The following is a 23,331-nucleotide window of genomic DNA, read 5'->3' on the forward strand; positions in this document are numbered from 1 at the left end:
TCCGCCGCCACCGGCACTCCGATGGCCGAGCGGTTTCGCGCGGGATCAGCCCTCGCGTGCGCTCAGCGAGGCCAGATAGGCGTTGTACGCCTCCAGCTCCTGGTCGCCGTTGCGGTCCGCCGCCCGGTCCGTGCGGCGGGCCTGCCGCTGCTCGGAGCGGTACCACTGGAAGAGCAGCGCGATCAGCACCAGCACCGACGGGATCTCGCTGAACGCCCACGCGATGCCGCCGGCCGCGCCCTGGTCGGAGAGCGCGTCGATGCCGAGCGAGGCGGGCGGGTTCTTGAAGGTCTCCACCATCGGCTCGGACGCCATCATCAGCGCGATGCCGAAGAAGGCGTGGAACGGCATGCCCGCGAACAGCTCCAGCATCCGCATCAGATGGTTCGGCCGGTGCGGACCCGGATCGACGCCGATGATCGGCCAGAAGAACACCACGCCCACCGCCAGGAAGTGCACCATCATGGCGATGTGCCCGGCCTTGGACCCCATCAGGAAGTCGAAGACCGGCGAGAAGTACAGCGCGTACAGGCTGGCGATGAACAGCGGGATCGTGAACGCCGGATGCGTGATGAACCGCATGTACCGGCTGTGCAGGAGCGCCAGCAGCAGCTCACGGGGACCCTTGCGGCCCCGGCCCGCCGTCGGCAGCGCCCGCAGGGCCAGCGTCACCGGCGCGCCCAGCAGGATCAGGATCGGCGACAGCATGCTGATCACCATGTGCTGCACCATGTGCACGCTGAACATGACCATGCCGTAGTCGTTCAGCCGGGTGCACATCACCAGAGCGATGGTCAGCACGCCGACGACGTACGACAGGGTGCGCGAGACGGGCCACGCGTCCCCGCGCCGCCGCAGCCGCAGCACCCCCCAGCCGTACAGGGCGAGCCCGGCCAGGCAGGCGATCAGGAAGAAGGGGTCCGCCGACCACACGAGCCCCCGTCCCAGCGTGAACGGCGGCAGATCCGGCATCATGCCGTGCCCGCTGTGGTCCATCCGGCGGCTCCTGGTTCGTGGGGGTTGAGCGGTTTCTGTCCGCACTCAGGGTACGGGCGCCCCCGCGCCCGCCCGTGAGCGGGGTCCGCCCGGCCCCGCGAGCCGCTACAGCACGCACTCCGCCTCGGCGTACCGCTCCGCCGGGACCGTCTTCAGGGTGCTGACCGCCTCGGCCAGCGGCACCATCACGATGTCCGTGCCGTGCAGCGCGGTCATCCGGCCGAACTCCTCCCGGTGCACCGCCTCCACCGCGTGCCAGCCGAACCGGGTGGCCAGCACCCTGTCGTACGCCGTCGGAGTGCCGCCGCGCTGCACATGCCCGAGGATCACCGGCCGGGCCTCCTTGCCGAGCCGCTGCTCCAGCTCGACGGAGAGCTGGCGGGCGATCCCGGCGAAGCGCTCGTGGCCGTAGATGTCCCGGCCGCCCTCGTCGAACTCCATGGAGCCGGCGCGCGGCTTGGCGCCCTCGGCGGCCACCACGATGGCGAACCGCTTGCCCGCCTCGAACCGGGCACCGACGCGGCGGGTCAACTCGTCGATGTCGAAGGGCCGTTCGGGGACCACGATGGCGTGCGCGCCGGCCGCCGTGCCCGAGTTCAGCGCTATCCAGCCGGTGTGGCGGCCCATGACCTCCACGATCAGCACCCGCTGGTGGGACTCGGCGGTGGTCTTCAGCCGGTCCAGCGCCTCGGTGGCGACCCCCACGGCCGTGTCGAAGCCGAAGGTGACGTCGGTCGCCGAGATGTCGTTGTCGATGGTCTTGGGCACGCCCACGATGGGCAGCCCGCTGTCCGACAGCAGCCGGGCCGCCTTCAGCGTGCCCTCACCGCCGATCGGGATGATCGCGTCCAGCCCGAGTTCCTCGACGTGGCCCTTGACCCGCTCCACCCCGCCGCGCAGGTGCTCCGGACGGACGCGGGAGGAGCCGAGGATCGTGCCGCCGCGCGCCAGGATGCCGCTGACGGCGTCCAGGTCGAGCTTCAGCCAGTCGCACTCCAGCAGGCCCTTCCAGCCGTCGCGGAAGCCGATGACCTCGTCGCCGTGGTCGACGACGGCTCGGTGCACGACCGACCGGATGACGGCGTTCAGACCGGGGCAGTCGCCGCCGGAGGTGAGGACACCAATGCGCATAGCCCGAATTACCTTCTCGACGTGGGCCGGGAGGCCGGACCACGTTGTCCGGCGGGTTCCCGGCCACACTACCGGCGGCAGGGGCCCCTCACCCAGCGGGCGTCCGCCTGCTGGACGCACCCGCACAGGTGAGCGGACGACGCGTCAGGCGGGCCCGCGAAAGCTCACGGGCCCGCCTGACGGGTGTACTGATATGCGGTGGTACGCGGTGATTAGGCCGGCTGCTGCGCCGCCGCGATGCGCTCGTCGCGCAGCGCCTCGTACCAGCGGTCGTCGATCGGGGGCAGCGCGTTCACGTCCAGCGCCAGCTTCAGCAGCAGGTCCGCGATCTGCGGGTTACGGGCCAGCACGGGGCCGTGCATGTACGTGCCGAACACCGTGCCGTTGTACGCGCCCTCGGTGCCGTCGCCGGTGCCGTTGCCCCGGCCCATGGTCACCTGGGCGAAAGCGCGGGCGGTCGGGCCCAGATGGGTGACGCCCTGGTGGTTCTCGAACCCGGTCAGCGGAGGCAGCCCGAGGCGCGGGTCGATGTCACCGAGCACATCGCCCACGCACCGCTCGCCCTCGCCGCGCGTCGACATCACGTCGAGCAGGCCGAGGCCCGGCTCGCGCTGGCCGAGGTCGTTGATGAACTCGTGGCCGAGGATCTGGTAGCCGGCGCACACGGAGAACACGATCGCGCCGTTCTCCACCGCACGCTGGAGGTGCCCGTCGCGGCGCAGCCGCTCGGCCGCCAGCCGCTGCGGACGGTCCTCACCGCCGCCGATCAGGTAGATGTCGCCCGAGGTGGGGATCGGCTGGTCGCTGCGCACGTCGAGACGGGCCACGTCCAGGCCGCGCTGCCGCGCCCGGCGCTCCACGACGAGGGCGTTGCCCTGGTCGCCGTAGGTGCTCAGCAGGTCGGGATAGATCCACACCAGCCGCAGTTGGTTGTCGCTCATGAGGAGGTGTTCGCCCTTCTGGCTCAGTTGCCGACGCGGCGGCGCAGGTCCTGGAACGCGGTGTAGTTGGCGATGACCTCGATACGGCCCGGCGGGGCCGCGGCGACGGCCTCGTCGAGGTTCTCGCACACCTGGAAGTGCTGGTTCGCCACTTCCAGGCGGACGGCGAGGTCCAGCTTCCGGTCACCGACGACGAAGATCGGGTGGCCGGTGAGCCGGGTGTAGTCCACGTCCCACAGCCAGGAGGTGTCGGTGCCGTCCGCCCCGCGCGCGTTCACGGAGAGGATCACCGGGGTGGGCGGCGGGTCGATCAGGGAGAAGGTCTCCAGCCAGCCGGCCGGGTTCTTCGCCAGCAGCAGCCGCAGGTCGCGGTTCTGGAACTGGACCACGTCGTAGCGTCCGGCGACCGCCTGCACCTGGTACATGCGCTCCAGCGCCACCTGCGGCGGCACCCCGAACACGGCGGCGACGGCGGCCGAGCTGGCCGCGTTCGCCTTGTTGGCGCGGCCCGGCAACTGGAGGTGGATCGGCCAGGCCGAGCCGTGCGGGTCGAGGACGTGGTCGCCGGAGAGCGCCCAGGTCGGCGTCGGACGGCGGAAGCCGCACTCGCCGCAGAACCAGTCGTCGCCGGGGCGCTGCATCACACCGCCGCAGGAGGGGCAGGACCAGGCGTCGTCCTTCCACATCTGGCCGGCCGCGACCCAGACCACGTTGGGGGAGGACGAGGCCGCCCACACCACCAGCGGGTCGTCGCAGTTGGCGACGACGACGGCCTTGGAGCCGGACAGGCCCTCGCGCCAGTTCTCCGCGAGCATCCGGGTCTCGGCCGCGCGGTCCAACTGGTCGCGGGAGAGGTTCAGCAGCGCGATGCACTTGGGGCTGGTGTCACGTGCCACACCGGCCAGGTACTTCTCGTCGACCTCGATGACACCGAACTTGGCGTCCGAGCCGCCCGCGAGGGCGGAGGTGATACCGGCCGGCATGTTGGCGCCGAGCGCGTTGGACACCACCGGACCGGCGGCGCGCAGGGCCTCCGCGATCAGCCGGGTGGTGGTGGTCTTGCCGTTGGTCGCCGACACCAGGACCACGTCCAGGTGGGTGGCGAGCCGGGCGAGCAGGTCGGGGTCGAGCCGCAGGGCGACCTTTCCGCCGATCACCGACCCGCTGCCGCGTCCCGCGGCGCGCGATGCCGCCGCGACCGCCTTGCCCGCGGTCACGGCCAGCTTGGCCCGCGGCGAGAGCGGGTCCGAGTTGCCTGCCATCAGTCCTCGATCCTCCTTGCGTACGCGCCGCGCCTGGGGCCATCCGGCAGCGTGGTGGGGGCCTCAGCCTATCGAGAACCGTTCGCACACCCGAATCCCGGTCCGCCCGGCCCGCCCTCGCGCGCTCGGCGCGGGCCGAACGAACCGTACCCTTGCCGCCATGCGACACCGCTCGATACCGGGTGCCCACGGGCGCGTCCGGCCCCTCACGCTCCTCGGCGACCCCGTGCTGCACGCACCCTGCGGGGACGTCACCGACTTCGGCCCGGAACTCGCGGCACTCGTGGCGGACTTGTTCGCCACCATGTACGCCCATGAGGGCGTGGGCCTGGCCGCCAACCAGATCGGCGTGAACCTGCGGGTGTTCGTGTACGACTGCCCGGACGACGACGAGGTCCGCCACCTGGGCCATGTGGTCAACCCCCGCCTGGTGACGACCGACGGCCTGGAGTTCCTCGGCCCCGAGGGCTGTCTGTCGCTGCCGGGCCTGGAGGCGGGCACGGAGCGGTACGACCACGCGGTGGTGGAGGGCGTCACGATGACGGGGGAGCCGGTCACCGTGGACGGCACCGGGTTCTTCGCCCGCTGCCTCCAGCACGAGTGCGACCATCTGGCCGGTACGGTCTACGCCGACCGCGTGACGGGCCGCCGCCGGCGCAAGCTCGACCGCCAGGTGAGCAAGGCCCCCTGGCGCACGTGAGGCGGACGGGTCAGAAGCCCGGACCGCCCACCCGGTCACCGGCGGCCGCGAGCCGTCCCCACAGCAAGTCGGCCAGCGAGCGCACCAGTTCGGCCCGCGAGCAGGGACGCTCGCCCAGCCACCAGTCCCCGGCGGCGTGCATCATGCCGACGATCCCGTGGCCCCAGACGCGGGCCAACTGCTGGCTGCCCGGACCGAGGTCCACCCGCTCCTCGATGACCTGGGCCAGCTCCTCGCCCATCCGGCGTAGCAGCGGGGCGCTGTGCTTGCCGACGTCGAAGCCGTGGTCGCCGCCCTGGCCGCCCTCGGAGGGGTGCATCAGGAACCGGTACACCTGCGGGCGGGCCTCGATGGCGGCGAGGTAGGTGTCGAGCGTGGACTCCACCCGTTCCCGGCGGTCGGCCGGGGCGTCCAGCGCCGCGCGCAGCGAGTCGAGCAGGGCGTCGGTGTGCCGCATGGCGAGGGCCGCGTAGAGGCCGCCCTTGTCGCCGAAGTGGCGGTAGAGGATCGGCTTGGTGATGCCCGCCTCCGCGGCGATGGCGTTCATCGACGCCTGCGGGCCGTCGCGCAGCACCACCCGGTCGGCGGCCTCCAGCAGTTCCCGCCGTCGTCGGTCGGCGGACCTCTGCTGATCGGTCCGCTGTGTGGTGTCCATGTGGTCTCCCCACCCGTGCTGATTCGGTGACGCCTGCGCAAACTAACACTCACCGCGGGCCTGACATCGAACGGGATACCGAGCCGTCATCCGGAGTTGACTTCACCTACCCGTCGGTAACATACTTCGGTTACCGCTAGTAACACCGTACGCGCCGCCGCTGGAGGGGACATGGCCGAGTTCACCATGGAGCTCAACGACGAACAGAAGGAGGTCCGGGACTGGCTGCACGGCTTCGCCGCCGATGTGATCCGGCCCGCGGCCGCCGAATGGGACGAGCGTGAGGAGACTCCCTGGCCGGTCATCCAGGAGGCCGCCAAGATCGGCGTCTACTCCCTCGACTTCTACGCCCAGCAGTACTTCGACCCCACCGGCCTCGGCATACCGATGGTCATGGAGGAGCTGTTCTGGGGGGACGCGGGCATCGCCCTCTCCATCGTCGGTACCGGCCTCGCGGCCGTGGGCGTCCTCGCCAACGGCACCGAGGAGCAGATCGGCACCTGGATTCCGCAGATGTACGGCGATGTGAACGACGCCAAGGTCGCCGCCTTCTGCTCCTCCGAGCCCGACGCCGGCTCCGACGTGGCCTCCATGCGCACGCGTGCGGTGTACGACGAGGCCAAGGACGAGTGGGTGCTCAACGGCACCAAGACCTGGGCCACCAACGGCGGCATCGCCAACGTCCATGTCGTCGTGGCCGTGGTCGACCCCGAACTGGGGTCCAAGGGGCACGCCTCCTTCATCGTCCCGCCGGGTACGCCCGGTCTCAGCCAGGGCCAGAAGTTCAAGAAGCACGGGATTCGCGCCTCGCACACCGCCGAGGTCGTCCTGGAGAACGTGCGCGTGCCCGGTTCCTGCCTGCTCGGGGGCAAGGAGAAGCTGGACGAGCGACTGGCGCGGGCGCGGGAGCGTGCCCGCAGTGGTGAGCGGGTCAAGAACGCGGCGATGGCCACGTTCGAGGCGTCTCGGCCCGCCGTGGGGGCGATGGCTGTCGGTACCGCGCGTGCCGCCTACGAGGTCGCGCTCGAATACGCCACCACGCGTGAGCAGTTCGGGCGGCCCATTGTTGACAACCAGGGGGTTGCCTTCCAGTTGGCCGACATGCGGACCTCTATCGACGCGGCTCGGTTGCTCGTGTGGCGGGCTTCCTGGATGGCGGTCAACGGTAAGCCGTTCACCGCGGCTGAGGGGTCCATGTCGAAGCTGTTCGCCAGTGAGACGGCGAAGAAGGTCACCGGGCAGGCGATTCAGATTCTTGGGGGGAACGGGTATACGCGGGAGTATCCCGTGGAGCGGATGCATCGGGATGCGGCGATTTACACGATCTTCGAGGGGACGAGTGAGATTCAGCGGCTGGTGATCGCTCGGACCTTGGCCGGGGTGCCTATTCGGTAGCGCCGGGGGGCGCGGGGGTGCTTTGCGGGCTCACGGTTCGTCGTGGCTTGTCGCGCAGTTCCCCGCGCCCCTCAAAGGCCGAGACGCTCACCGGTGTTTCAACGGTGTGAGTTGGTCTATGTCGTAGCGCTTTCGCAGCTCCTCGATGGCCTCCTGGTCCGGAGGACCCTCCGCGTTCAGGATTTCCAGGAGTTCTTCGAAGTAGCGCTCGTGGTCCGGTGGGGGAGCGGCCTGGAAGAACATGCGGGCCGGGGTGTCGGTGGGGTTGGCGAAGGCGTGGGGGCAGCCGGGTGGGACGACGATGACCGTGCCCGGTGTCGCCCGGACCACCCTGGTGCCCGAACTCGACTCCCACTTCTGCCAGTTGTCGGGGGTGCGGACGCGGGGCTCGAAGGCGAGGACGTCGAGTTCTCCGTCCAGGACGTAGAACAACTCCTCGCTGCGCGTGTGCACATGGGCGCCCACGTCGAAGCCCGGCGGGACCTCCACCTCGAAGGTGGAGGCCGTCCGCGAGTGGGTGCCGGTGACCTTGAACGTGACCCGCTGGGCGGCCGTCGCCACGACCCGGCCGTGTCCCGGCGGTACGAGCAGTCCCTCGGTCGTCGTCATGACCGGCTCACCAGGTCACCGGCAGGGACTCGGGTCCCCGGATCAACGCGCCCTTGCGGAAGGGGACTTCCTCCGGCGGCACCGCCAACTTCAGCCCCGGCACCTGGTCCAGCAGGACGTCCACCAGCAGCTCGGACTCCAGCCGGGCCAGCATCCCGCCCGGGCAGTAGTGCGGGCCGAAGCCGAACGCCACATGCGGGTTGGGGCTGCGCTCGACGTCGATGGTGTCCGGGTCGGGGAACACCTCCGGGTCGCGGTTGGCGGCCAGGTAGGAGTTGTAGACCGCGTCACCCGCACGGATGCGGACGCCCCCGATCTCCACGTCCTCCAGAGCGATCCGGGAGAGGCCGACCGCGTTGCGGTGCGGGATGTACCGCAGCAGCTCGTCGATCGCCCTCGGCCGGATCTCCCGGTCCGAGCGCAGCCGCTCCGCCAACTCCGGCCGGGTCAGCAGCAGATAGAACATCTGCCCGCTGTTGTTGGTGACCGCCTCGCCGCCGATCTGCAGCAGCACGGCGAGGCCGACCGCCTCCACCAGCGTGACCTCGTCCCGGTCCACGGCCTCGCTCAGCAGCGCGCAGACCGAGCCCTCGGGACCGCGCGCACCGTGCCCGATGAGGTCGGTGAAGTAGGCGCTCATCTCGCGCTTGGCCCGCTCGCTGACCTCCTTGCCGTGCGCGGAGGACAGGATGAGCTGCGTCCAGTCGTGCATGGAGTGCCGGTCGGCGGCCGGTACGCCCATCAGCTCGCAGATCACCGCGATGGGGAACGGGCTGAGCACCGCGCTGGTGAGGTCGGCCGGCGGCCCGTCCTGGAGGAGTTCGTCCACCAGCTCCTCCAGCATGGCCCGCGACCGCTCCCGGACCCGTTCCACGCCCTTGGCGGTGAACGCGGCGGCCACCGAGCGGCGCAGCCGGGTGTGGTCGGGCGGGTCGAGGAAGCCGACCGCTCCCCGGTCCGGGATGAAGTGCGGGGCGAGCCGGGTGACCTGCTTGTCCATCACGGCTTCCCGGCCGAAGCGGGGGTCGTTGGTCACCATGCGTACGTCGTCGTACCGGGTGACCAGCCAGGCCCAGCCCTCGCCGTTGGGCAGTTGGATGCGGGTGACCGGGCCCTCGTTCATCAGCTCGGTCAGCACCGGGTCGAAGTCGGTGCCCGCCAGGTCGGTGGCCGGCCACTGCCGGATCGGGGGCGGGGTCCCGGTGAGGGTCTCGTCGGTCATCGCCCCTCCTGGTCGCCGACCCAGCGGCCGACGGTCATCTCGGCGGTGATGCCGGGCCCGAACCCGGCCAGCAGCCCGCGCGCCCGGTGCTCGGCACCCCCGTCGTCGAACAGCCGGCGCAGCGCGTCCAGGACGACGGCGCTGGCGATGTTGCCGTACTCGGTGAGCGTGGCCCGGCTGAACCGGAACGCGTGCGGCTCGACCTTCAGGAACTTGCTGAGGTCGTCGAGTATTCGGGGGCCGCCGGCGTGGATGATGTAGAAGTCCAGGTCGGAGGCGTTCCAGCCGTGATTGCCCGCGAGTTCTTGGAGCGCCGGGGCCAGCGGCTCCATCGTGGTCGGCACCCGCTTGTCCAGCAGGAAGTGGAACCCGGTGTCGCGGACGTCGTACGAGATCCAGTCCTCGGTCTTGGGGATCAGGTACGAGCCGTTGCGCTCGAGCTGTACACCCGTGCCGCCCCGGCCGCGGACCACGGCGGCCGCGATGCCGTCGCCGAACAGGCCGTTGGAGAGCAGGGAGCCGACGCCGAGGTCGGTGGGCTGGTAGCACAGCGAGCAGAACTCGCAGGCCACGATGAGGGCGTTGGCCTCCGGGTAGGCCGAACAGAAGTCGTGCGCCCGGTTGATGGCCGCACCGCCGGCCGCACAGCCCAACTGGGCGATGGGGAGCTGCCGGGTGGTGCTGGAGAAGTCCATCTCGTTGATCAGCCACGCGGTGAGCGACGGCATCATGAAGCCGGTGCACGACACGTAGACGATGACATCGATGTCAGAGGTGAGGAGTTCGGCCGAGTCGAGGGCCTGCTGGATCACCGCGGGCACCCGGGCCTTGGCCTCGGACTCGTACAGCTTGTTGCGCTGCTCGAAGCCCGGGTGCTTCAGGGTCTCCTCGATGGGCTGCACGATGTGCCGGGTGCGCACTCCGGTGTTCTCGATCAGACGGAGGGCCAGCGGGAGCTGTGGGTTGTCCGCGTGGTGCGTGCGGGCCAGCTCCAGGGTCTCCTCCATGGTGATCACGTGTTCCGGCACGGACACCGAGGGTCTGCACAAAGTCGCCATGAGCGGTCCCTGCTTTCGCCGTCCGGCGGGCCTTCGTCCGCCGGTCAGAAGGTGGTCCACCCACACTCACCCGGAAGGCCGACGATCTCGCGCCGAATTACTCCGAACCGGCGAGAACAGAGAGTAATAAAGGGCAATCTCCGCAGCTCAGGCCCACTGCAAAAAGGGGCGCGGGGAACTGCGCGACAAGCCACGACGCAGCAGCACCCCACCACACACGCCAACCCCTACGGCGCCCCACTGCTATGAGCAATGCACGCCACATCGATCCGATCCGCCAACTTGGCCAACTCAATGGTCAACTCGGCAACGGTGTCCTCATCAAGCCCCCGCTCCCCAGCCTCCACAAGATGCACCCACCGCGCGCCAACGCTGCGCAGCAACTTGCTGACGTCGCCCGCCGAAACCCGCAGCGCACCACGCTCGTCCACGATCAGAGGCAGAGTCACTTCGCCGTTCACAGACCGGATCGTATCCGTGCGATCCTCACGCTCCCTGCCAAACGGTGGTGATGTTGCAGAACTCCCGGATTCCCTGCGCCGACAGTTCACGTCCGTACCCGGACCGCTTCACCCCGCCGAAGGGCAACGCCGGGTGTGAAGCGGTCATCCCGTTGATGAACACGCCCCCGGCCTCCAGGTCCCGCGCGCAGTGCGCCATCTCGTCCTCGTCCCGCGTCCACACACTCGAACTCAGCCCGAACGGCGAGTCGTTGGCGATCAGGATCGCGTCCTCCAGGTCCTCCGCCCGGTACACGGTCGCCACCGGCCCGAACGCCTCCTCGCGGTGGATGCGCATCTCGCGCTCGACGCCCGCGATCACGGTCGGCGGGTAGTACCAGCCGACGCCACCGGGCCGCTCGCCCCCGCACAGAATGTCGGCCCCGCTGCGGCGCGCGTCGTCCACCAGTTCCTCGACGTCCGCCCGGCCCTGCTCGGTGGCGAGGGGGCCGACGTCGGTGTGGTCGTCCATGGGGTCGCCGACGGTGAGGTCCTTCATCCCGGCGACGAACTTCTCCAGGAACGTGTCGTAGACGTCCGTGTGCACGATGAACCGCTTGGCGGCGATGCAGGACTGCCCGTTGTTCTGCACCCGCGCGGTCACCGCGACCTCGGCCGCCCGGTCGATGTCGGCGGAGGGCATCACCAGATAGGGGTCGCTGCCGCCCAGCTCCAGCACGGTCTTCTTGATCATCTCGCCGGAGGTGGAGGCGACCGCACGCCCGGCCGGCTCGCTGCCGGTGAGGGTGGCGGCCTTGACCCGCTCGTCCCGGAGGATCTCGTCGACGGCGGCCGAGCCGATCAGCAGCGTCTGGAAACAGCCCACTGGGAACCCGGCCCGCTGGAACAGGTCCTCCAGGTAGAGGGCGGTCTGCGGCACGTTCGAGGCATGCTTGAGCAGGCCGACGTTGCCCGCCATCAGCGCGGGCGCGGCGAACCGGATCACCTGCCAGAGCGGGAAGTTCCACGGCATCACCGCGAGCACCGGGCCCAGCGGGCGGTAGACCACCCTGACCCGCGAGGCGCCGGAGTCCTTCACGTCCGCCTCGTCCGGCACCTCGGCGGCGAGCAGCTTCTCGGCCCGCTCGGCGTACCAGCGCATCGCCTTGACGCACTTGGCGGCCTCCGCGCGGGCCTGCGCGAGCGGCTTGCCCATCTCGGTCGTCATGATCCGGGCGACCTCGTCGTTGTCCGACTCCAGCAGGTCGGCGGCCCGGTTCAGATGCTCGGCGCGCTCGGCGAACGACGTCGTCCGGTAGGTCCGGAAGGTGGCCTCGGCGAGCTGGAGCCGACGCTCCACCTCGGCGTCGTCCATCGGCTCGTACGTCTTGACCGTCTCGCCGTTGGCCGGGTTCACCGTGGCGATGGGCATGGCTGACCTCCTGGTGCGGGGTGTGCGTCGACCTTCGCGCGCGGCAGGCGGTGCCGCAACGCTTCGATCCCCTGTTCAGCCCGAGTGCTCCGCCAGACGGTCCAGAAACGTGCCCTGTCCGGAGACCATCAGCGGCCGGGCCTCCTCGGGGGTGAACCAGGCCACCCGGTCCAGCTCCGGGAACTCCTGGATACGGCCCGAGTGGGGCGGCCACTCCATGGTGAAGGTGCCGGGCGCGATCGTCGCCGGGTCGAGGTCGGCCTCCACCGCCCAGGCGGTGACGATCTTGCCGTTGCGCTGGGCGATCTCGCCCAGCGGCAGCGCCGGGCCGTCCGGCGGGGCGATGCCCAGCTCCTCCTCGAACTCCCGGCGGGCCGCGTCCCAGGCGGGTTCGTCCGCCGCGTACTCGCCCTTGGGGACCGACCAGGCCCCCTCGTCCTTCGTGGCCCAGAACGGGCCGCCCATATGGCCGAGCAACACCTCAAGACCTCGGTCGGTGTGGCGGAACAACAGGAGTCCCGCGCTGCGCTTCGTTACACGCACTGTCACGCCTTGACCTCCGGGTGGGCCGCGAGCAGGTCCTCCACCGTATCGGCGTCCTCGGGCCGCTTGTCCTCGCGGTAGCGGATCACCCGCGCGAACCGCAGGGTGACCCCGGCCGGGTAGCGGGTGGAGCGCTGGAGCCCGTCGTAGGCGATCTCCACGACCAGTTCGGGGCGTACGGTCACGCCCCAGCTCTTCTCCTCCACCGTGAGTTCGCCGAGCCGTTCGGTCTGCCAGGCGAGCATCACGTCCGTCATGCCCTTGAAGGTCTTACCGAGCATCGCGTAACCGCCGTCGGCCGTGCGGGCGGCCAGGTGGAGGTTGGAGAGCTTGCCGGTGCGGCGGCCGTGGCCCCACTCGGCGGCCAGCACCACCAGATCGAGGGTGTGCACGGGCTTGACCTTCAGCCAGGACGCGCCGCGCCGGCCCGCGCTGTACGGCGCGTCGAGCCCCTTGGCCACGATGCCCTCGTGCCCGCGCGCCAGGGTCGCGGCCGAGAACTCCTCCGCCGCCGCGACGTCCTCCGCCCCGGCCACCAGCGCCCGGCGCACCCGCATCGGCTCCGGCACCAGCCGGGCCAGCTCCGCGTGCCGTTCGGCGAAGGGCAGGTCCAGCAGGTCCCGGCCGTCCACCGAGAGCGCGTCGAAGAACACCGGGGAGACCGGGACCTCCTCGGCCGCCCTGGCCACGTCAACCCGCGAGCCGACCCGGCCGGCCGTCTCCTGGAAGGACCGGGGGCGCCCGTCCGGACCGAAGGAGATCACCTCGCCGTCCAGCACGAACCGCTCGCCCGGCAGTTCCCGCGCCGCGGACGTCACCTCGGGCAGCCGGTCGGTGATGTCGTCCAGCGTCCGGGTGTAGACGCGCACCTCGTCACCGTCCCGGTGCACCTGTACGCGGATGCCGTCGAGCTTCTCCTCCACCGCGCACGCCCCGAGCTTCTCCACCGCCTCCGCGACCGAGGACGCGCTGCGGGCCAGCATCGGCAGCACCGGGCAGCCCACCGTGAGCCGGAACTCGTCCAGCGCGCCGGGGCCCTCCGCCAACAGCGCCTGGGCCACCGTCTGGAGCGAGCCGGCCAGCATCACCGCCCGCCGTACCGTGGCCGGGTCGGCCTCCGTGGCGCGGGCCAGCCCCTCCACGGCGAGCGCGTCCAGGGCGCCCTGGCGGACCTCGCCGGTCAGCAGGCCCCGTAGAAAGCGCTGTTCGTCCTCGGTGGCCGCGCCCATCAGCTCGTCCACGATCCGCGCCCGCTCGGCCTGCGAACCGGCTCCGGACACCGAAGCCAGCTCGGTCAGCAGGGCGTCCACCCCGCGCACCGTGAGCGTGGGTTCGGCGGCGGGTGCCACCTCGCGGCCGAGCACCTTCCAGCCGACCCCGATCCGCCCTTGCGGCAGCCGTCCCGCGAGGTACGGGATGACCACGGGCACGTCCTCGGGCTCCGCATCCCGGAAGAGTTCCGCGAGCAGATCCGTCTTGCGGGTCCGGGACGCCGTGGCGGCGACCTGGCCCGACACCTCCGCGAGCCGAGTGAGCAGCATGGAGCATTGGTGCTCTGCGAAGGCCCCCTTCACACCTGCCGGATTGACAAACCACCTTGCCGAATCTGCAATACAGGCATGAGCGAGACGAGCGACGCGGGCGCGGAGAGCACCGACGAGGTGCTGGCCGCCGTGGGCCCGAGACTGCGCCGCATCCGCAAGGAACGGGACGTGACCCTGGCCGCGCTGTCGGAGACGACCGGCATCTCGGTCAGCACCCTCTCCCGGCTGGAGTCCGGCCTGCGCCGCCCCAGCCTCGAGCTGCTGCTGCCCATCGCGCAGGCCCACCGGGTCCCGCTGGACGAACTGGTCGGCGCCCCGCCGGTCGGCGACCCGAGGGTGCGCACCGAGCCGGTCAAGCGGGACGGGCGCACCTTCTACCCCCTCACCCGGCGCCCCGGCGGCCCCCAGGCGTACAAGGTGATCGAACCGCGCCGCGACCGGCAGCCGGACCCGCGCACCCACGAGGGGTACGAGTGGCTGTACGTGCTCTCCGGGCGCCTCCGGCTGGTCCTCGGGGACCACGACGTGGTGCTGGGGCCGGGGGAGGCCGCCGAGTTCGACACCCGCGTACCGCACTGGTTCGGGTCGGCGTGGGACGGCCCGGTGGAGTTCCTCAGCCTGTTCGGGCCGCAGGGGGAGCGGATGCATCTGCGGGCGCGGGCGGGGCGGCGGGCCGAGGGAGAGGGCTGAGGGTTTCCGCTGCCGGGTTTCCGTTGCCCGGCGGCTGTTCCCTGATTGGCAAGCGACCGCTTAGTATGCCCAGGACCCCGGTTCAGACGACGCAGTCCCGTGGAGGCCCGGCATGCAGGCATGGCAAGTGCACGAGAACGGCGAGCCGCGCGAGGTGATGCGCCTGGCGGAGGTGGAGACCCCCACGCCCGGCGAGGGCCAGGTGCTGCTCCGCGTGCGTGCCGCCAACGTCAACTTCCCGGACGCCCTGCTCTGCCGGGGCCAGTACCAGATCCGGCCCCCGCTGCCCTTCACGCCGGGCGTGGAGATCTGCGGCGAGACCGAGGACGGCCGCCGTGTCATCGCCAACCCGGCGCTGCCGCACGGCGGTTTCGCCGAGTACGCGCTCGCCGACGCCCGCGCGCTGCTGCCCGCGCCCGAGGCGCTGGACGACGCCGAGGCCGCCGCGCTGCACATCGGCTATCAGACCGGCTGGTTCGGGCTGCACCGCCGGGCGCACCTGGAGGCGGGGGAGACCCTGCTGGTGCACGCCGCCGCGGGCGGGGTCGGCAGCGCCGCCGTCCAGCTCGGCAAGGCCGCCGGGGCGCGGGTCATCGGTGTCGTCGGCGGCGCCGAGAAGGCCGCCGTCGCCCGCGAGCTGGGCTGCGACGTGGTCGTGGACCGCCGTACCGAGGACGTGGTCGCCGCCGTCAAGGAGGCCACCGGCGGCAAGGGCGCCGACGTGATCTACGACCCCGTCGGCGGAGAGGCGTACGCCCAGTCCGCCAAGCTCGTCGCCTTCGAGGGCCGGATCGTGGTCGTCGGCTTCGCCGGCGGCTCCATCCCGAGCCCCGCGCTCAACCACGCCCTGGTGAAGAACTACGCGATCCTGGGCCTGCACTGGGGCCTGTACAACACCAAGAACCCCAAGCTGGTGCTGCGCTGCCACGAGGAGCTGACCGAGCTGGCCGCGCGCGGCGCGATCAAGCCGCTGGTCAGCGAGCGCGTACCGCTCGCCGGAGCGGCCGACGCCGTGCAGCGCGTCGCCGACGGCTTGACCACCGGCCGGATCGCCGTCCTGCCCCAGAACGGAGCCACCGCATGACCGACGCCGGTGAACTGCGCCGCCGCACCCATGAGTTGCTGGCCGCGCACCCGCCCGCCGCCACCGACCGCCTCGACTTCCTCCGGGCCCGCTTCGACGCCGGGCTCGCCTGGGTGCACTACCCGGAGGGCCTCGGCGGACTCGGCGCCCCGCGCTCGCTGCAGGCCGTCGTGGACGAGGAGCTGGCCGCCGCCGGCGCCCCCGACAACGACCCGCGCCGCATCGGCATCGGCCTCGGCATGGCCGCCCCGACCGTGCTGCGCTACGGCACCGACGAGCAGAAGGCCCGCTTCCTGCGCCCGCTCTGGACCGGCGAGGAGGTGTGGTGCCAGTTGTTCAGCGAGCCCGGCGCCGGGTCCGACCTGGCCGCGCTCGGCACCCGTGCCGTCCGGGACGGCGAGGACTGGGTGGTCGACGGGCAGAAGGTGTGGACCTCCAGCGCCCATCTGGCCCGCTGGGCCATTCTCATCGCCCGCACCGACCCCGACGCGCCCAAGCACGCGGGCATCACCTACTTCATCTGCGACATGACCGACCCCGGCGTGGAGGTCCGACCGCTGCGCCAGATCACCGGCGAGGCCGAGTTCAACGAGGTCTTCCTCACCGGCGTCCGCATCCCCGACCACCACCGCCTCGGCGAGGTCGGCGACGGCTGGCGGGTCGCGCAGACCACCTTGATGAACGAACGCGTCTCCATCGGCGGCATGCGGCTGCCCCGCGAGGGCGGCATGATCGGCCCGGTCGCCAAGACCTGGCGCGAGCGCCCCGAACTGCGCACCCACGACCTGCACCAGCGGCTGCTGAAGCTCTGGGTCGAGGCCGAGGTGTCCCGCCTCACCGCCGAACGCCTGCGCCAGCAGCTCAACGCCGGCCAGCCCGGCTACGAGGGCTCCGGCATGAAGCTCGCCTTCGCCCGCCTCAACCAGGAGATCAGCGGCCTGGAGGTCGAACTCCGGGGCGAGGAGGGGCTGCTGTACGACGATTGGACGCTTCGCCGCCCCGAACTGGTCGACTTCACCGGGCGCGACGCCGGCTACCGCTATCTGCGCTCCAAGGGCAACAGCATCGAGGGCGGGACCAGCGAGGTCCTGCTGAACATCGTCGCCGAGCGCGTCCTCGGCCTGCCCGCCGAACCGCGCACCGACAAGGACGTCCCCTGGAAGGACCTGGCCCGATGAGCACGCCGAACGCCGAGCCCGACCTCCTCTACTCCGAGGAGGAGGAGGCGCTGCGCGCCGCCGTCCGCGACCTGCTCACCGACCACTGCGGGCCCGCCGCGGTGATCGCCCGCACCGAGTCGGACACCCCGCACGACCCCGCCTTGTGGAAGCAGCTCGCCGAGGGCATGGGCCTGGCGGGGCTGCTGATCCCCGAGGAGCGGGGCGGCCAGGGTGCCTCGCACCGCGAAGTCGCCGTCGTGCTGGAGGAGTTGGGGCGGGCCGTGGCGCCGGTGCCGTACCTCACCAGCGCCGTGGTCGCCACCGAGGCGCTGCTCGCCTGTGACGACGCCGAGTTGCTGGAGCGGTTCGCCTCCGGCCGCACGGTGGGCGCGCTCGCCGTGTCCCTGACCACCGCGCCGGGCGCCGCCTTCGCCACCGGGCGGGTCGAGAACGGCGTACTGCACGGCGAGTTGACCGCCGTGGCGGACGCGGTCGCGGCCGACGTGCTGCTCGTCCCGGCCGACGACGGGAATCTCTACGCGGTCGCCGCCGACGCGGTCACGCTCACCCCGCAGATCCCGCTCGACCTCACCCGCCCGCTCGCCACCGTCACCCTCGACGGCGCCCCCGGCCGCTCCCTCGGCCCCGCCGAACCCGCCGTACGGCGTGCGCTGCGGGCCGGTGCCGGACTGCTCGCCTCCGAGCAACTGGGTATCGCCGACTGGGCGTTGACCGAGACAGTGCGCTATCTGAAGGAGCGCAAGCAGTTCAACCGGCCGGTCGGCGGGTTCCAGGCGCTCAAGCACCGGCTCGCCCAGCTCTGGCTGGAGGTGGTCAATCTCCGCGCGGCCGCCCGCGCCGCCGCCGACGCGCTCACCACGGGCCACGACACGGACCTCACGGTCGCCGTCGCGCAGTCCTACGCCTCTCCCGTCGCCGTCCACGCCACCGAGGAGGCGCTGCAACTCCACGGCGGACTCGGCATGACCTGGGAACACCCCGTCCACCTGTCCCTCAAGCGGGCCAAGGCCGACTCCCTCGCGTACGGCAGCGCGGGCGCCCACCGCGAGGCCCTCGCCGGCCTGGCGAACCTCCAGGCACCCTGACACCACCCTTACGGGGGACACGTCAGCGCCCCGGAACAAGCCTCCGCTACGCCACACTTGCGGCCGAACGCCGCACACCGGGCGTGGCGGAGGAGGTTCCGATGGCTGTTTCCATCTCAGTGGTGCTGCTGCTCCTGATCCTGGCGGTGGTCTTCATGCGCAACGGCGCGCTGAAGATCTCCCACGCCCTGGTCTGCATGATGCTCGGCTTCTCCCTGGCCAGCACCAGCATGGCCCCCACCATCAGCAACGGCCTCACGGCCACGGCGGACCTGGTGAGCGGGCTGCGGCCGTGAGGAATCCCACTGGTCGCGGCGGCCGGGATGCCGGACGATCGTCCGGTGACCCGACCCGCAGGCCGTGACCGCTCGTTGGACCAGCTCGAACACGACCGCCGGCCGGCTCCACCGGCCGGCGCGACCCGCCTGATGACGGTGGCGCACGCCCTGCGCGGCCGGCCGGTCGGCGCGCTGTCCGTCGAGGACCTGCGCCTGCTGATCGGGCAGAACGAGGGCCTCCCGCACCTGTTGCCGCTCGCGCTGGAGGTGCTGCGCGAGAACCCGATGGCCGAGGGCGACATGTACGAGGGCGACCTGCTGTTCGCCGTGCTGACCAGAAGCCCGGCGGTCTGGGAGGAGCGGCCCGGACTCGGCCGGGAACTCCGTGCGATCGTCTCCGCGCTGCCCGATCCGCCGTGGCGGAGTTCCTCGCCCGGTAGGTCAGGTGCCGATCACACGGGAGCGGATCAGGAAGCGGACGCCTTCCGGGGCCTCCAGCGAGAACCCGCCGCCCCGGCCGGGGACGACGTCGACGATGAGCCGGGTGTGGCTCCACAGGTCGTGCTGGGACTTCGACATCCAGAAGCCGACCGGTTCCGGGACGCCGTCCAGGGCCAGTTCGGCCAGCAGGACGTCCGAGGCGCCGGTGCGGAATTCGCCCTCGGGGTAGCACATGGGAGCGCTGCCGTCGCAGCAGCCGCCGGACTGGTGGAACATCAGCGGACCGTGCTGCTCGCGCAGCTTCCGCACCAGTGCGGCCGCCTCGGGCGTGAACTCGACGCGCTGACTCTCTTGCGTTTCCACGGTCACCGTCCAGGAAGAGCGGGGCGTCCGACACCCCCAGTCTGGGCGCTCACCGGGAGGCAGTCCAGCGGTCAGCGATGGCTCAGGACGTTCACCACCCGGCCGCCGGGGTCCCGGACGAAGAAGCGGCGCACACCCCACTCCTCGTCGGTCAGGGGATGCACGATCTCCGCGCCCCGCTCCAGAAGCGCCGCGTACACCGCGTCCACGTCGTCCACCTCGATGCTCAGATCCGGGGCCACCGGAGCCGTGCGGTCCTCGTCCATCAGGCTCAGTTGCGCGGTGGGGTTCGCGGGGGAGCCCAGGGTGGTGACCCAGCCGTGGTCCATGACCTGCTCAAGACCCAGCACCCCGTAGAACGCCACGCTCTCCTCCCGCGCAGCGGCGGGGACGGTGGGCACCACACGCCGTACGGACATCACATGTCTCCTTCGCCGGTCGGGGCACGCAAGCGGCCGGGGCCGGACCTCGCTGGTCCGGTCCCGGCCGCAGTGTGTCAGCTCTGTCAGCTCTTCGGCTTCGGCTTGGCCGGTTTCGGCGCACCGGCGGCCGCCGGCGGCTCCTTCACGTCCACGTCGCTCGCCCGCACATAGGCGAGCCGGTGGTCGAGCTGGATCTCGTAGTACTCCTCCTGCCCCTTCACCACCGGTGCCGGGGTGTCGCCGAAGGAGGACCGGTCGACGTAGGTGCCGTGCACGGTGGACTGGGTCACATACCGCTGGCCCTCCTGGATCGTGTACGGCAGCGGCGCCTCCTGCTGCTCGTCCATCCCCTCCGGATACGCCGACTCCTCCGGGAGCGCCCGCCCGAACACCGGGATCTCGTGGCGGCCCTCCTTCGGCGTGATGGTCCGGGCGCGCGCGCCCACCGCGGTCGGCTGGTCCTTCGGGTTCTTGAACCACGCCTTGTGGCCCTGGAACCAGATCGCCGTCCAGTCGCCCTCCCGCCCGGCCACCGCGAACGTCTGGCCCGCCGACACCCGCGACCCCAGGTCGTTGACGTCCACCGTGGTGTCGTCACCGTCCGGCTTGCGGCCCGGGTCCTGGATCAGCCCGGAGTCCTCGCTCGGCTCGGTGTGCAGCCGGACCGCACTGGAACCGTGCGGCGCGCACTTCTCGCCGCTCTCCACGCACCCGGTGAACACCGGCTTGTGCTTGGCATACTCCGGAAGGATCATCACCGTGTCGCTGTCCGGCCCCGCCGTCGCCTTCAGCGGCGCGCCCAGCAGGTCGAAGTAGTGCCGCCAGTCCCAGAACGGGCCCGGGTCGTCGTGCATGTCCGGGATGGTGTCCTCGGTCGGCGCGGGGACGTTGTCGTGGCCGAAGATGTGCTGACGGTCCAGCGGGATGTCGTACTTCTTCGTCAGGTACTTCACCAGCCGGGCGGAGGAACGGTACATCTGCTCCGTGTACCAGGCGTCCGGCTGCCGCAGGAAGCCCTCGTGCTCGATGCCGATCGAGCGGCCGTTCACGAACTGGCTGCCCGAGTGCCAGGCCGCGTCCTTGGTCTTGACGTGCTGGGTGACACTGCCGTCGCTGGACCGGATCGAGTAGTGCCAGGACGCCTCCGTCGGGTCCTGGACGGTCAGCAGCATCGAGGCCAGCGGCGCCTCGGTGTCATGGATGACGATGTACTCGATCTTCTGGTCCTTCGGCCGGTCGGCCAGGTCGTGGTTGCCGTACGCCTCGTCGTCGATCCGTACGTACGGCGCGCTCAGCCAGGAGCACGACAGCTCCGCCGGGCACTCCACGTTCTTCGAGCGGGACGCGCCCGCCGCCCCGGCCTTCGGGCGCACCTGGGGGCTCGCGGCCAGGACGACGTGCTGACCGGCGTCCGTGACGCGGTTCGCGCCCTTGCGGATGATGTCGAAGACATCGTTGGCGTAGGCCGCCGCCGAGCCCGCGTCACTGGAGCCCGGGAAGCGCGAGACCGCGTCCCACCAGTCGGCCGGGTCGGTGCTGAGCGGCTTGCCGAGCTTCTTCTGCGCCGCCGCGAGCAGGGCGGCGCCGCCGCGCACATTGGCGGCATCGTCGGTGCGCAGCCGCTCCACCGGGAGACCGACCAGGTCGGCCGCCCGCCGCAGGTCGGCGGAGCGCGCGGCCTCCTCGGCCGCCTTCTGCGCCGGGGACGGGCTGGCCTTCTGCACCTTCGGATGGGGCGTCACATGGTGCGGCGGGGTGGCGGCCGGCGGCCCGGCCGAGTCCACCAGGTGCATCGGCCCGTAGCCGCCGATGACACTCGGCGCGCCCTGGTGGGAGTCCCACCGGGACTGGAGGTAGGACACCCCCATCAGGACACTGCGGGGGACGTGGAACTCCTTCGCCGCGGCGGTGTAGTCGTCCTGGAGGCGTTGGTCGGTGGGACCGCCGGAGTCGTCCGAGCGGTCGATCAGCAAGGGCACCAGGAGCGCCGCCGACGCGGCGGTCACGCAGACGATCCGCCGATGCCCGCGCATGGCACTGGACAGGCGGGGGGCGACGCGTTTTCTCATACGGGTGGCTCCAACGAGGTTCGGCGCGGCCGGAACATGCGGCCAGGGCGCGAAAGGAGGGCGCGCCCCGCATGTCACCCCGCTCACGTTTCCTTGCCTCGCGCGCCGCGTCGCGCCGAGCGTCACTGGCGTGGACCAGCCCCCGCGCTCAGGCCACCCGGTCGGCGGCAGCGGACCCCGCCGGGTGGGGGCAGCGCTTCACCCCCGCACGCCTCACCCCTCCTCGACCGGGTCGACGCGCCAGTCGGGGCGGCCCGGCATGGGCGGGGTGTGCGACCCGTACAGCCACGGGGTCAGAAAGCCCGTCAGGTCCTGGCCGGCCACCTTGGAGGCCAGCCTGACGAAGTCCCCGGTGCCGGCCACGCGTCCCCGATACGTCGTCACCCAGGCTTTCTCGATGCGCTCGAAGGTGTCCGCGCCGACCTTCTCCCGCAGCGCGTACAGCACCAGCGCCGAGCCGTCGTAGCGCATCTGCCGGAACAGACCCTCCTCGTGCGGCTCGGCGGGGGCGCCGTCGTCGTGCCGCCACTGGTCGTGCTGCTCGTAGGCCGAACGCATCATGTCCTCCAGACTCGGACCGCCCCGCGTGTCGGCGTACAGCAGTTCGTAGAACCGGGCGTGACCCTCGCTCAGCCACAGGTCCGACCAGCGGCGGATGGCCACGCTGTCGCCGGTCCAGTGGTGGGTCAGCTCGTGCACGAGATTGCGTTCGGCGGAAACCTGATCCCCCAGCAGGTCCGCGCTCGGCACCACCGAGAGGGACTGCGTCTCCAGCGCCACCGGCAGCTCGGTGTCACCCACCAGCACGCCGTAGCGCCGGAAGGGGTACGGGCCGAGCCGCTGCTCCAGCCAGGCGAGGTGGTCCGGCGTCAGCGACCGGTACGCCTTCGTCTCCGCCACCAGTCCCTCGGGCACCACGTCCCGCAGGGGCAGCCCGTGCGGGCCGGTGCCGTCGACCACGTCGAACTTCCCGATGGCCAACTGGACCAGTTGCGGGGCGACCGGATGCTCCGAGTCGTACGTCCAGCGGACCCGGCCGTCCTGCTGGGGCGCGCGGGTGACGAGCCGTCCGTTGGCCACCGCCGTCAGGCCGGGCGGGGTGGTGATGTGGAAGGTGAACGGCGCCCGCAGGCTCGGGTGGTCGTCCGCCGGGAAGATCATCCGGGCGCCGTTCGGCTGCGGGGACAGCACGGTGCCGTCGGCCGTGGGTACCCAGCCGTAGTCCTGGATGGCGTCGGTGCGGTGGCGGTGTTGCGTGGGGTCGGCGGTGTAGGTGACCTTCACGGTGAAGGCGCGGCCGCGCTCCAGCGGCTTCGCCGGGGTGACGATCAGTTCGTCGCCCTGACGCGCGGTCTTCGCGGGTGCGCCGTCCACCGTTACGCCGCGCAGGGTGTTGCCCGCGAAGTCGAGGTCGAAGCGGGAGAGGGCCTGGGTGGCGGTGGCGCTGATCGTGGTGGCGGCGGCGAACGGGGTTTTCGGCGCCTGCCAGTCGAAGTCCAGGGTGTAGCGGCGGACCGTGTAGCCGCCGTTCCCGTCCAGCGGCATGAGGGGGTCGCCGATGCCGGGGGCGCCGGGGGAGGGGACGTCCGTCGGGCCGGGGGCGGGGTGGCCGGGGAGGGTGGTGGGGGAGCGGGGTTCGTCCTCGGACAGGTTCAGCGTGAGGACGACGCCGCCCGTGATCCCGAGGACACAGGCCAGCGCGAGCACCGCGCGACGGCGTCCGCCGCCCCGCGGTGTGCCGTTCTGAGGGGGCGTGAGGGTCATGCGCGGCACTATGCCAGCGATGAGGC

The 23,331-nt window shown here is 71.4% G+C and carries 23 protein-coding genes and 1 pseudogene; 8 read left to right on the forward strand and 16 right to left on the reverse strand.

Going from position 1 to position 23,331, the window contains the following annotated elements:
* Positions 1–45: 45 nt before the first annotated feature.
* The 4 genes from E5083_RS27785 to E5083_RS27800 form a co-directional block, all read right to left on the reverse strand.
* Entirely contained in the window at positions 46–996 is a 951-nt protein-coding gene (locus tag E5083_RS27785; protein WP_135788426.1) for a cytochrome c oxidase assembly protein, read from the reverse strand.
* A gap of 105 nt (positions 997–1,101) precedes the next feature.
* Positions 1,102–2,127: a 6-phosphofructokinase gene (locus E5083_RS27790; protein WP_135788427.1), complete on the reverse strand. Its 1,026-nt coding sequence runs from the start codon at positions 2,125–2,127 to the stop codon at positions 1,102–1,104.
* Between the two features lie 212 nt (positions 2,128–2,339).
* On the reverse strand, positions 2,340–3,068 hold the full coding sequence (locus tag E5083_RS27795) for a type 1 glutamine amidotransferase (RefSeq protein ID WP_030809066.1): 729 nt from the start codon (positions 3,066–3,068) through the stop codon (positions 2,340–2,342).
* A gap of 23 nt (positions 3,069–3,091) precedes the next feature.
* Complete coding sequence (locus E5083_RS27800; protein WP_135788428.1) at positions 3,092–4,330, reverse strand: MurT ligase domain-containing protein; 1,239 nt, start codon at positions 4,328–4,330, stop codon at positions 3,092–3,094.
* A 160-nt stretch (positions 4,331–4,490) separates the two neighbouring features.
* Here E5083_RS27800 and def point away from each other — a divergent pair, with 160 nt between their 5' ends.
* Positions 4,491–5,030 (forward strand): peptide deformylase, encoded by a 540-nt coding sequence (gene def / locus E5083_RS27805; protein ID WP_135788429.1) that lies wholly within the window; start codon positions 4,491–4,493, stop codon positions 5,028–5,030.
* A 10-nt stretch (positions 5,031–5,040) separates the two neighbouring features.
* Here the strand turns inward: def and E5083_RS27810 are convergent, their stop codons facing one another.
* The gene (locus E5083_RS27810) at positions 5,041–5,685 is read right to left on the reverse strand and encodes a TetR/AcrR family transcriptional regulator (protein ID WP_135788430.1); all 645 of its coding nucleotides are present in this window, start codon (positions 5,683–5,685) and stop codon (positions 5,041–5,043) included.
* A 171-nt stretch (positions 5,686–5,856) separates the two neighbouring features.
* Between E5083_RS27810 and E5083_RS27815 the strand changes: the two genes are divergently transcribed.
* Positions 5,857–7,080, forward strand: a complete 1,224-nt coding sequence (locus E5083_RS27815; RefSeq protein WP_135788431.1) for an acyl-CoA dehydrogenase family protein — start codon at positions 5,857–5,859, stop codon at positions 7,078–7,080.
* An 87-nt stretch (positions 7,081–7,167) separates the two neighbouring features.
* Here the strand turns inward: E5083_RS27815 and E5083_RS27820 are convergent, their stop codons facing one another.
* The 7 genes from E5083_RS27820 to E5083_RS27850 form a co-directional block, all read right to left on the reverse strand.
* Positions 7,168–7,689: a cupin domain-containing protein gene (locus tag E5083_RS27820; RefSeq protein ID WP_135788432.1), complete on the reverse strand. Its 522-nt coding sequence runs from the start codon at positions 7,687–7,689 to the stop codon at positions 7,168–7,170.
* A 7-nt stretch (positions 7,690–7,696) separates the two neighbouring features.
* The gene (locus E5083_RS27825) at positions 7,697–8,911 is read right to left on the reverse strand and encodes a cytochrome P450 (protein WP_135788433.1); all 1,215 of its coding nucleotides are present in this window, start codon (positions 8,909–8,911) and stop codon (positions 7,697–7,699) included.
* Entirely contained in the window at positions 8,908–9,969 is a 1,062-nt protein-coding gene (locus E5083_RS27830) for a type III polyketide synthase (protein WP_135788434.1), read from the reverse strand. The genes E5083_RS27825 and E5083_RS27830 overlap by 4 nt, the downstream gene beginning before the upstream one ends.
* A gap of 227 nt (positions 9,970–10,196) precedes the next feature.
* Positions 10,197–10,430, reverse strand: a complete 234-nt coding sequence (locus E5083_RS27835) for a DUF6213 family protein (protein WP_031181873.1) — start codon at positions 10,428–10,430, stop codon at positions 10,197–10,199.
* 25 nt (positions 10,431–10,455) lie between these two features.
* Positions 10,456–11,841, reverse strand: coding sequence for an NADP-dependent succinic semialdehyde dehydrogenase (locus E5083_RS27840; protein WP_135788435.1), 1,386 nt, complete (start codon positions 11,839–11,841; stop codon positions 10,456–10,458).
* A gap of 75 nt (positions 11,842–11,916) precedes the next feature.
* The gene (locus E5083_RS27845) at positions 11,917–12,390 is read right to left on the reverse strand and encodes an NUDIX hydrolase (RefSeq protein WP_135788436.1); all 474 of its coding nucleotides are present in this window, start codon (positions 12,388–12,390) and stop codon (positions 11,917–11,919) included.
* Positions 12,387–13,925, reverse strand: a complete 1,539-nt coding sequence (locus E5083_RS27850; RefSeq protein ID WP_135788437.1) for an ATP-dependent DNA ligase — start codon at positions 13,923–13,925, stop codon at positions 12,387–12,389. Before E5083_RS27850 ends, E5083_RS27845 begins: the two co-directional genes overlap by 4 nt.
* A 78-nt stretch (positions 13,926–14,003) precedes the next feature.
* On the opposite strand from E5083_RS27850, the gene E5083_RS27855 reads away from it, so the two are divergent.
* From E5083_RS27855 to E5083_RS32070, 6 genes and pseudogenes are all read left to right on the forward strand, one after another.
* Entirely contained in the window at positions 14,004–14,618 is a 615-nt protein-coding gene (locus tag E5083_RS27855) for a helix-turn-helix domain-containing protein (protein WP_135788438.1), read from the forward strand.
* A 112-nt stretch (positions 14,619–14,730) separates the two neighbouring features.
* A complete protein-coding gene (locus E5083_RS27860) occupies positions 14,731–15,702 on the forward strand; it encodes an NADPH:quinone oxidoreductase family protein (RefSeq protein WP_135788439.1) in 972 nt (323 codons plus the stop codon).
* A complete protein-coding gene (locus E5083_RS27865) occupies positions 15,699–16,880 on the forward strand; it encodes an acyl-CoA dehydrogenase family protein (RefSeq protein ID WP_135788440.1) in 1,182 nt (393 codons plus the stop codon). The genes E5083_RS27860 and E5083_RS27865 overlap by 4 nt, the downstream gene beginning before the upstream one ends.
* On the forward strand, positions 16,877–17,968 hold the full coding sequence (locus tag E5083_RS27870) for an acyl-CoA dehydrogenase family protein (protein WP_135788441.1): 1,092 nt from the start codon (positions 16,877–16,879) through the stop codon (positions 17,966–17,968). Before E5083_RS27865 ends, E5083_RS27870 begins: the two co-directional genes overlap by 4 nt.
* 101 nt (positions 17,969–18,069) lie before the next feature.
* Positions 18,070–18,264, forward strand: a complete 195-nt coding sequence (locus E5083_RS27875) for a hypothetical protein (protein ID WP_135788442.1) — start codon at positions 18,070–18,072, stop codon at positions 18,262–18,264.
* Between the two features lie 27 nt (positions 18,265–18,291).
* A pseudogene (locus E5083_RS32070) lies at positions 18,292–18,615 on the forward strand (contact-dependent growth inhibition system immunity protein); the annotation flags it as partial.
* Between the two features lie 72 nt (positions 18,616–18,687).
* Here the strand turns inward: E5083_RS32070 and E5083_RS27885 are convergent.
* The 4 genes from E5083_RS27885 to E5083_RS27900 all read right to left on the reverse strand — a co-directional run bounded on the left by E5083_RS27885 (position 18,688) and on the right by E5083_RS27900 (position 23,305).
* On the reverse strand, positions 18,688–19,050 hold the full coding sequence (locus E5083_RS27885) for a DUF779 domain-containing protein (RefSeq protein WP_161187959.1): 363 nt from the start codon (positions 19,048–19,050) through the stop codon (positions 18,688–18,690).
* Positions 19,051–19,121: 71 nt separating this feature from the next.
* Positions 19,122–19,469, reverse strand: a complete 348-nt coding sequence (locus E5083_RS27890) for a VOC family protein (RefSeq protein ID WP_135788444.1) — start codon at positions 19,467–19,469, stop codon at positions 19,122–19,124.
* A gap of 86 nt (positions 19,470–19,555) precedes the next feature.
* Positions 19,556–21,541, reverse strand: a complete 1,986-nt coding sequence (locus E5083_RS27895; protein ID WP_135788445.1) for an N-acetylmuramoyl-L-alanine amidase — start codon at positions 21,539–21,541, stop codon at positions 19,556–19,558.
* Positions 21,542–21,754: 213 nt separating this feature from the next.
* Positions 21,755–23,305: a M1 family metallopeptidase gene (locus E5083_RS27900; RefSeq protein ID WP_244317672.1), complete on the reverse strand. Its 1,551-nt coding sequence runs from the start codon at positions 23,303–23,305 to the stop codon at positions 21,755–21,757.
* Between the last annotated feature and the right edge of the window lie 26 nt (positions 23,306–23,331).

Source organism: Streptomyces bauhiniae (genome assembly GCF_004784475.1).
GTDB lineage: Bacteria > Actinomycetota > Actinomycetes > Streptomycetales > Streptomycetaceae > Streptomyces > Streptomyces seoulensis.

Excerpts from the sequence above, each read along its gene's own strand:
- E5083_RS27785 (WP_135788426.1), bottom strand. The coding sequence starts at position 996 with ATGGACCACAGCGGGCACGGCATGATGCCGGATCTGCCGCCGTTCACG.
- E5083_RS27790 (WP_135788427.1), bottom strand. The coding sequence starts at position 2,127 with ATGCGCATTGGTGTCCTCACCTCCGGCGGCGACTGCCCCGGTCTGAAC.
- E5083_RS27795 (WP_030809066.1), bottom strand. The coding sequence starts at position 3,068 with ATGAGCGACAACCAACTGCGGCTGGTGTGGATCTATCCCGACCTGCTG.
- E5083_RS27800 (WP_135788428.1), bottom strand. The coding sequence starts at position 4,330 with ATGGCAGGCAACTCGGACCCGCTCTCGCCGCGGGCCAAGCTGGCCGTG.
- def (WP_135788429.1), top strand. The coding sequence starts at position 4,491 with ATGCGACACCGCTCGATACCGGGTGCCCACGGGCGCGTCCGGCCCCTC.
- E5083_RS27810 (WP_135788430.1), bottom strand. The coding sequence starts at position 5,685 with ATGGACACCACACAGCGGACCGATCAGCAGAGGTCCGCCGACCGACGA.
- E5083_RS27815 (WP_135788431.1), top strand. The coding sequence starts at position 5,857 with ATGGCCGAGTTCACCATGGAGCTCAACGACGAACAGAAGGAGGTCCGG.
- E5083_RS27820 (WP_135788432.1), bottom strand. The coding sequence starts at position 7,689 with ATGACGACGACCGAGGGACTGCTCGTACCGCCGGGACACGGCCGGGTC.
- E5083_RS27825 (WP_135788433.1), bottom strand. The coding sequence starts at position 8,911 with ATGACCGACGAGACCCTCACCGGGACCCCGCCCCCGATCCGGCAGTGG.
- E5083_RS27830 (WP_135788434.1), bottom strand. The coding sequence starts at position 9,969 with ATGGCGACTTTGTGCAGACCCTCGGTGTCCGTGCCGGAACACGTGATC.
- E5083_RS27840 (WP_135788435.1), bottom strand. The coding sequence starts at position 11,841 with ATGCCCATCGCCACGGTGAACCCGGCCAACGGCGAGACGGTCAAGACG.
- E5083_RS27850 (WP_135788437.1), bottom strand. The coding sequence starts at position 13,925 with ATGCTGCTCACTCGGCTCGCGGAGGTGTCGGGCCAGGTCGCCGCCACG.
- E5083_RS27855 (WP_135788438.1), top strand. The coding sequence starts at position 14,004 with ATGAGCGAGACGAGCGACGCGGGCGCGGAGAGCACCGACGAGGTGCTG.
- E5083_RS27860 (WP_135788439.1), top strand. The coding sequence starts at position 14,731 with ATGCAGGCATGGCAAGTGCACGAGAACGGCGAGCCGCGCGAGGTGATG.
- E5083_RS27865 (WP_135788440.1), top strand. The coding sequence starts at position 15,699 with ATGACCGACGCCGGTGAACTGCGCCGCCGCACCCATGAGTTGCTGGCC.
- E5083_RS27870 (WP_135788441.1), top strand. The coding sequence starts at position 16,877 with ATGAGCACGCCGAACGCCGAGCCCGACCTCCTCTACTCCGAGGAGGAG.
- E5083_RS27875 (WP_135788442.1), top strand. The coding sequence starts at position 18,070 with ATGGCTGTTTCCATCTCAGTGGTGCTGCTGCTCCTGATCCTGGCGGTG.
- E5083_RS27890 (WP_135788444.1), bottom strand. The coding sequence starts at position 19,469 with ATGTCCGTACGGCGTGTGGTGCCCACCGTCCCCGCCGCTGCGCGGGAG.
- E5083_RS27895 (WP_135788445.1), bottom strand. The coding sequence starts at position 21,541 with ATGAGAAAACGCGTCGCCCCCCGCCTGTCCAGTGCCATGCGCGGGCAT.
- E5083_RS27900 (WP_244317672.1), bottom strand. The coding sequence starts at position 23,305 with ATGACCCTCACGCCCCCTCAGAACGGCACACCGCGGGGCGGCGGACGC.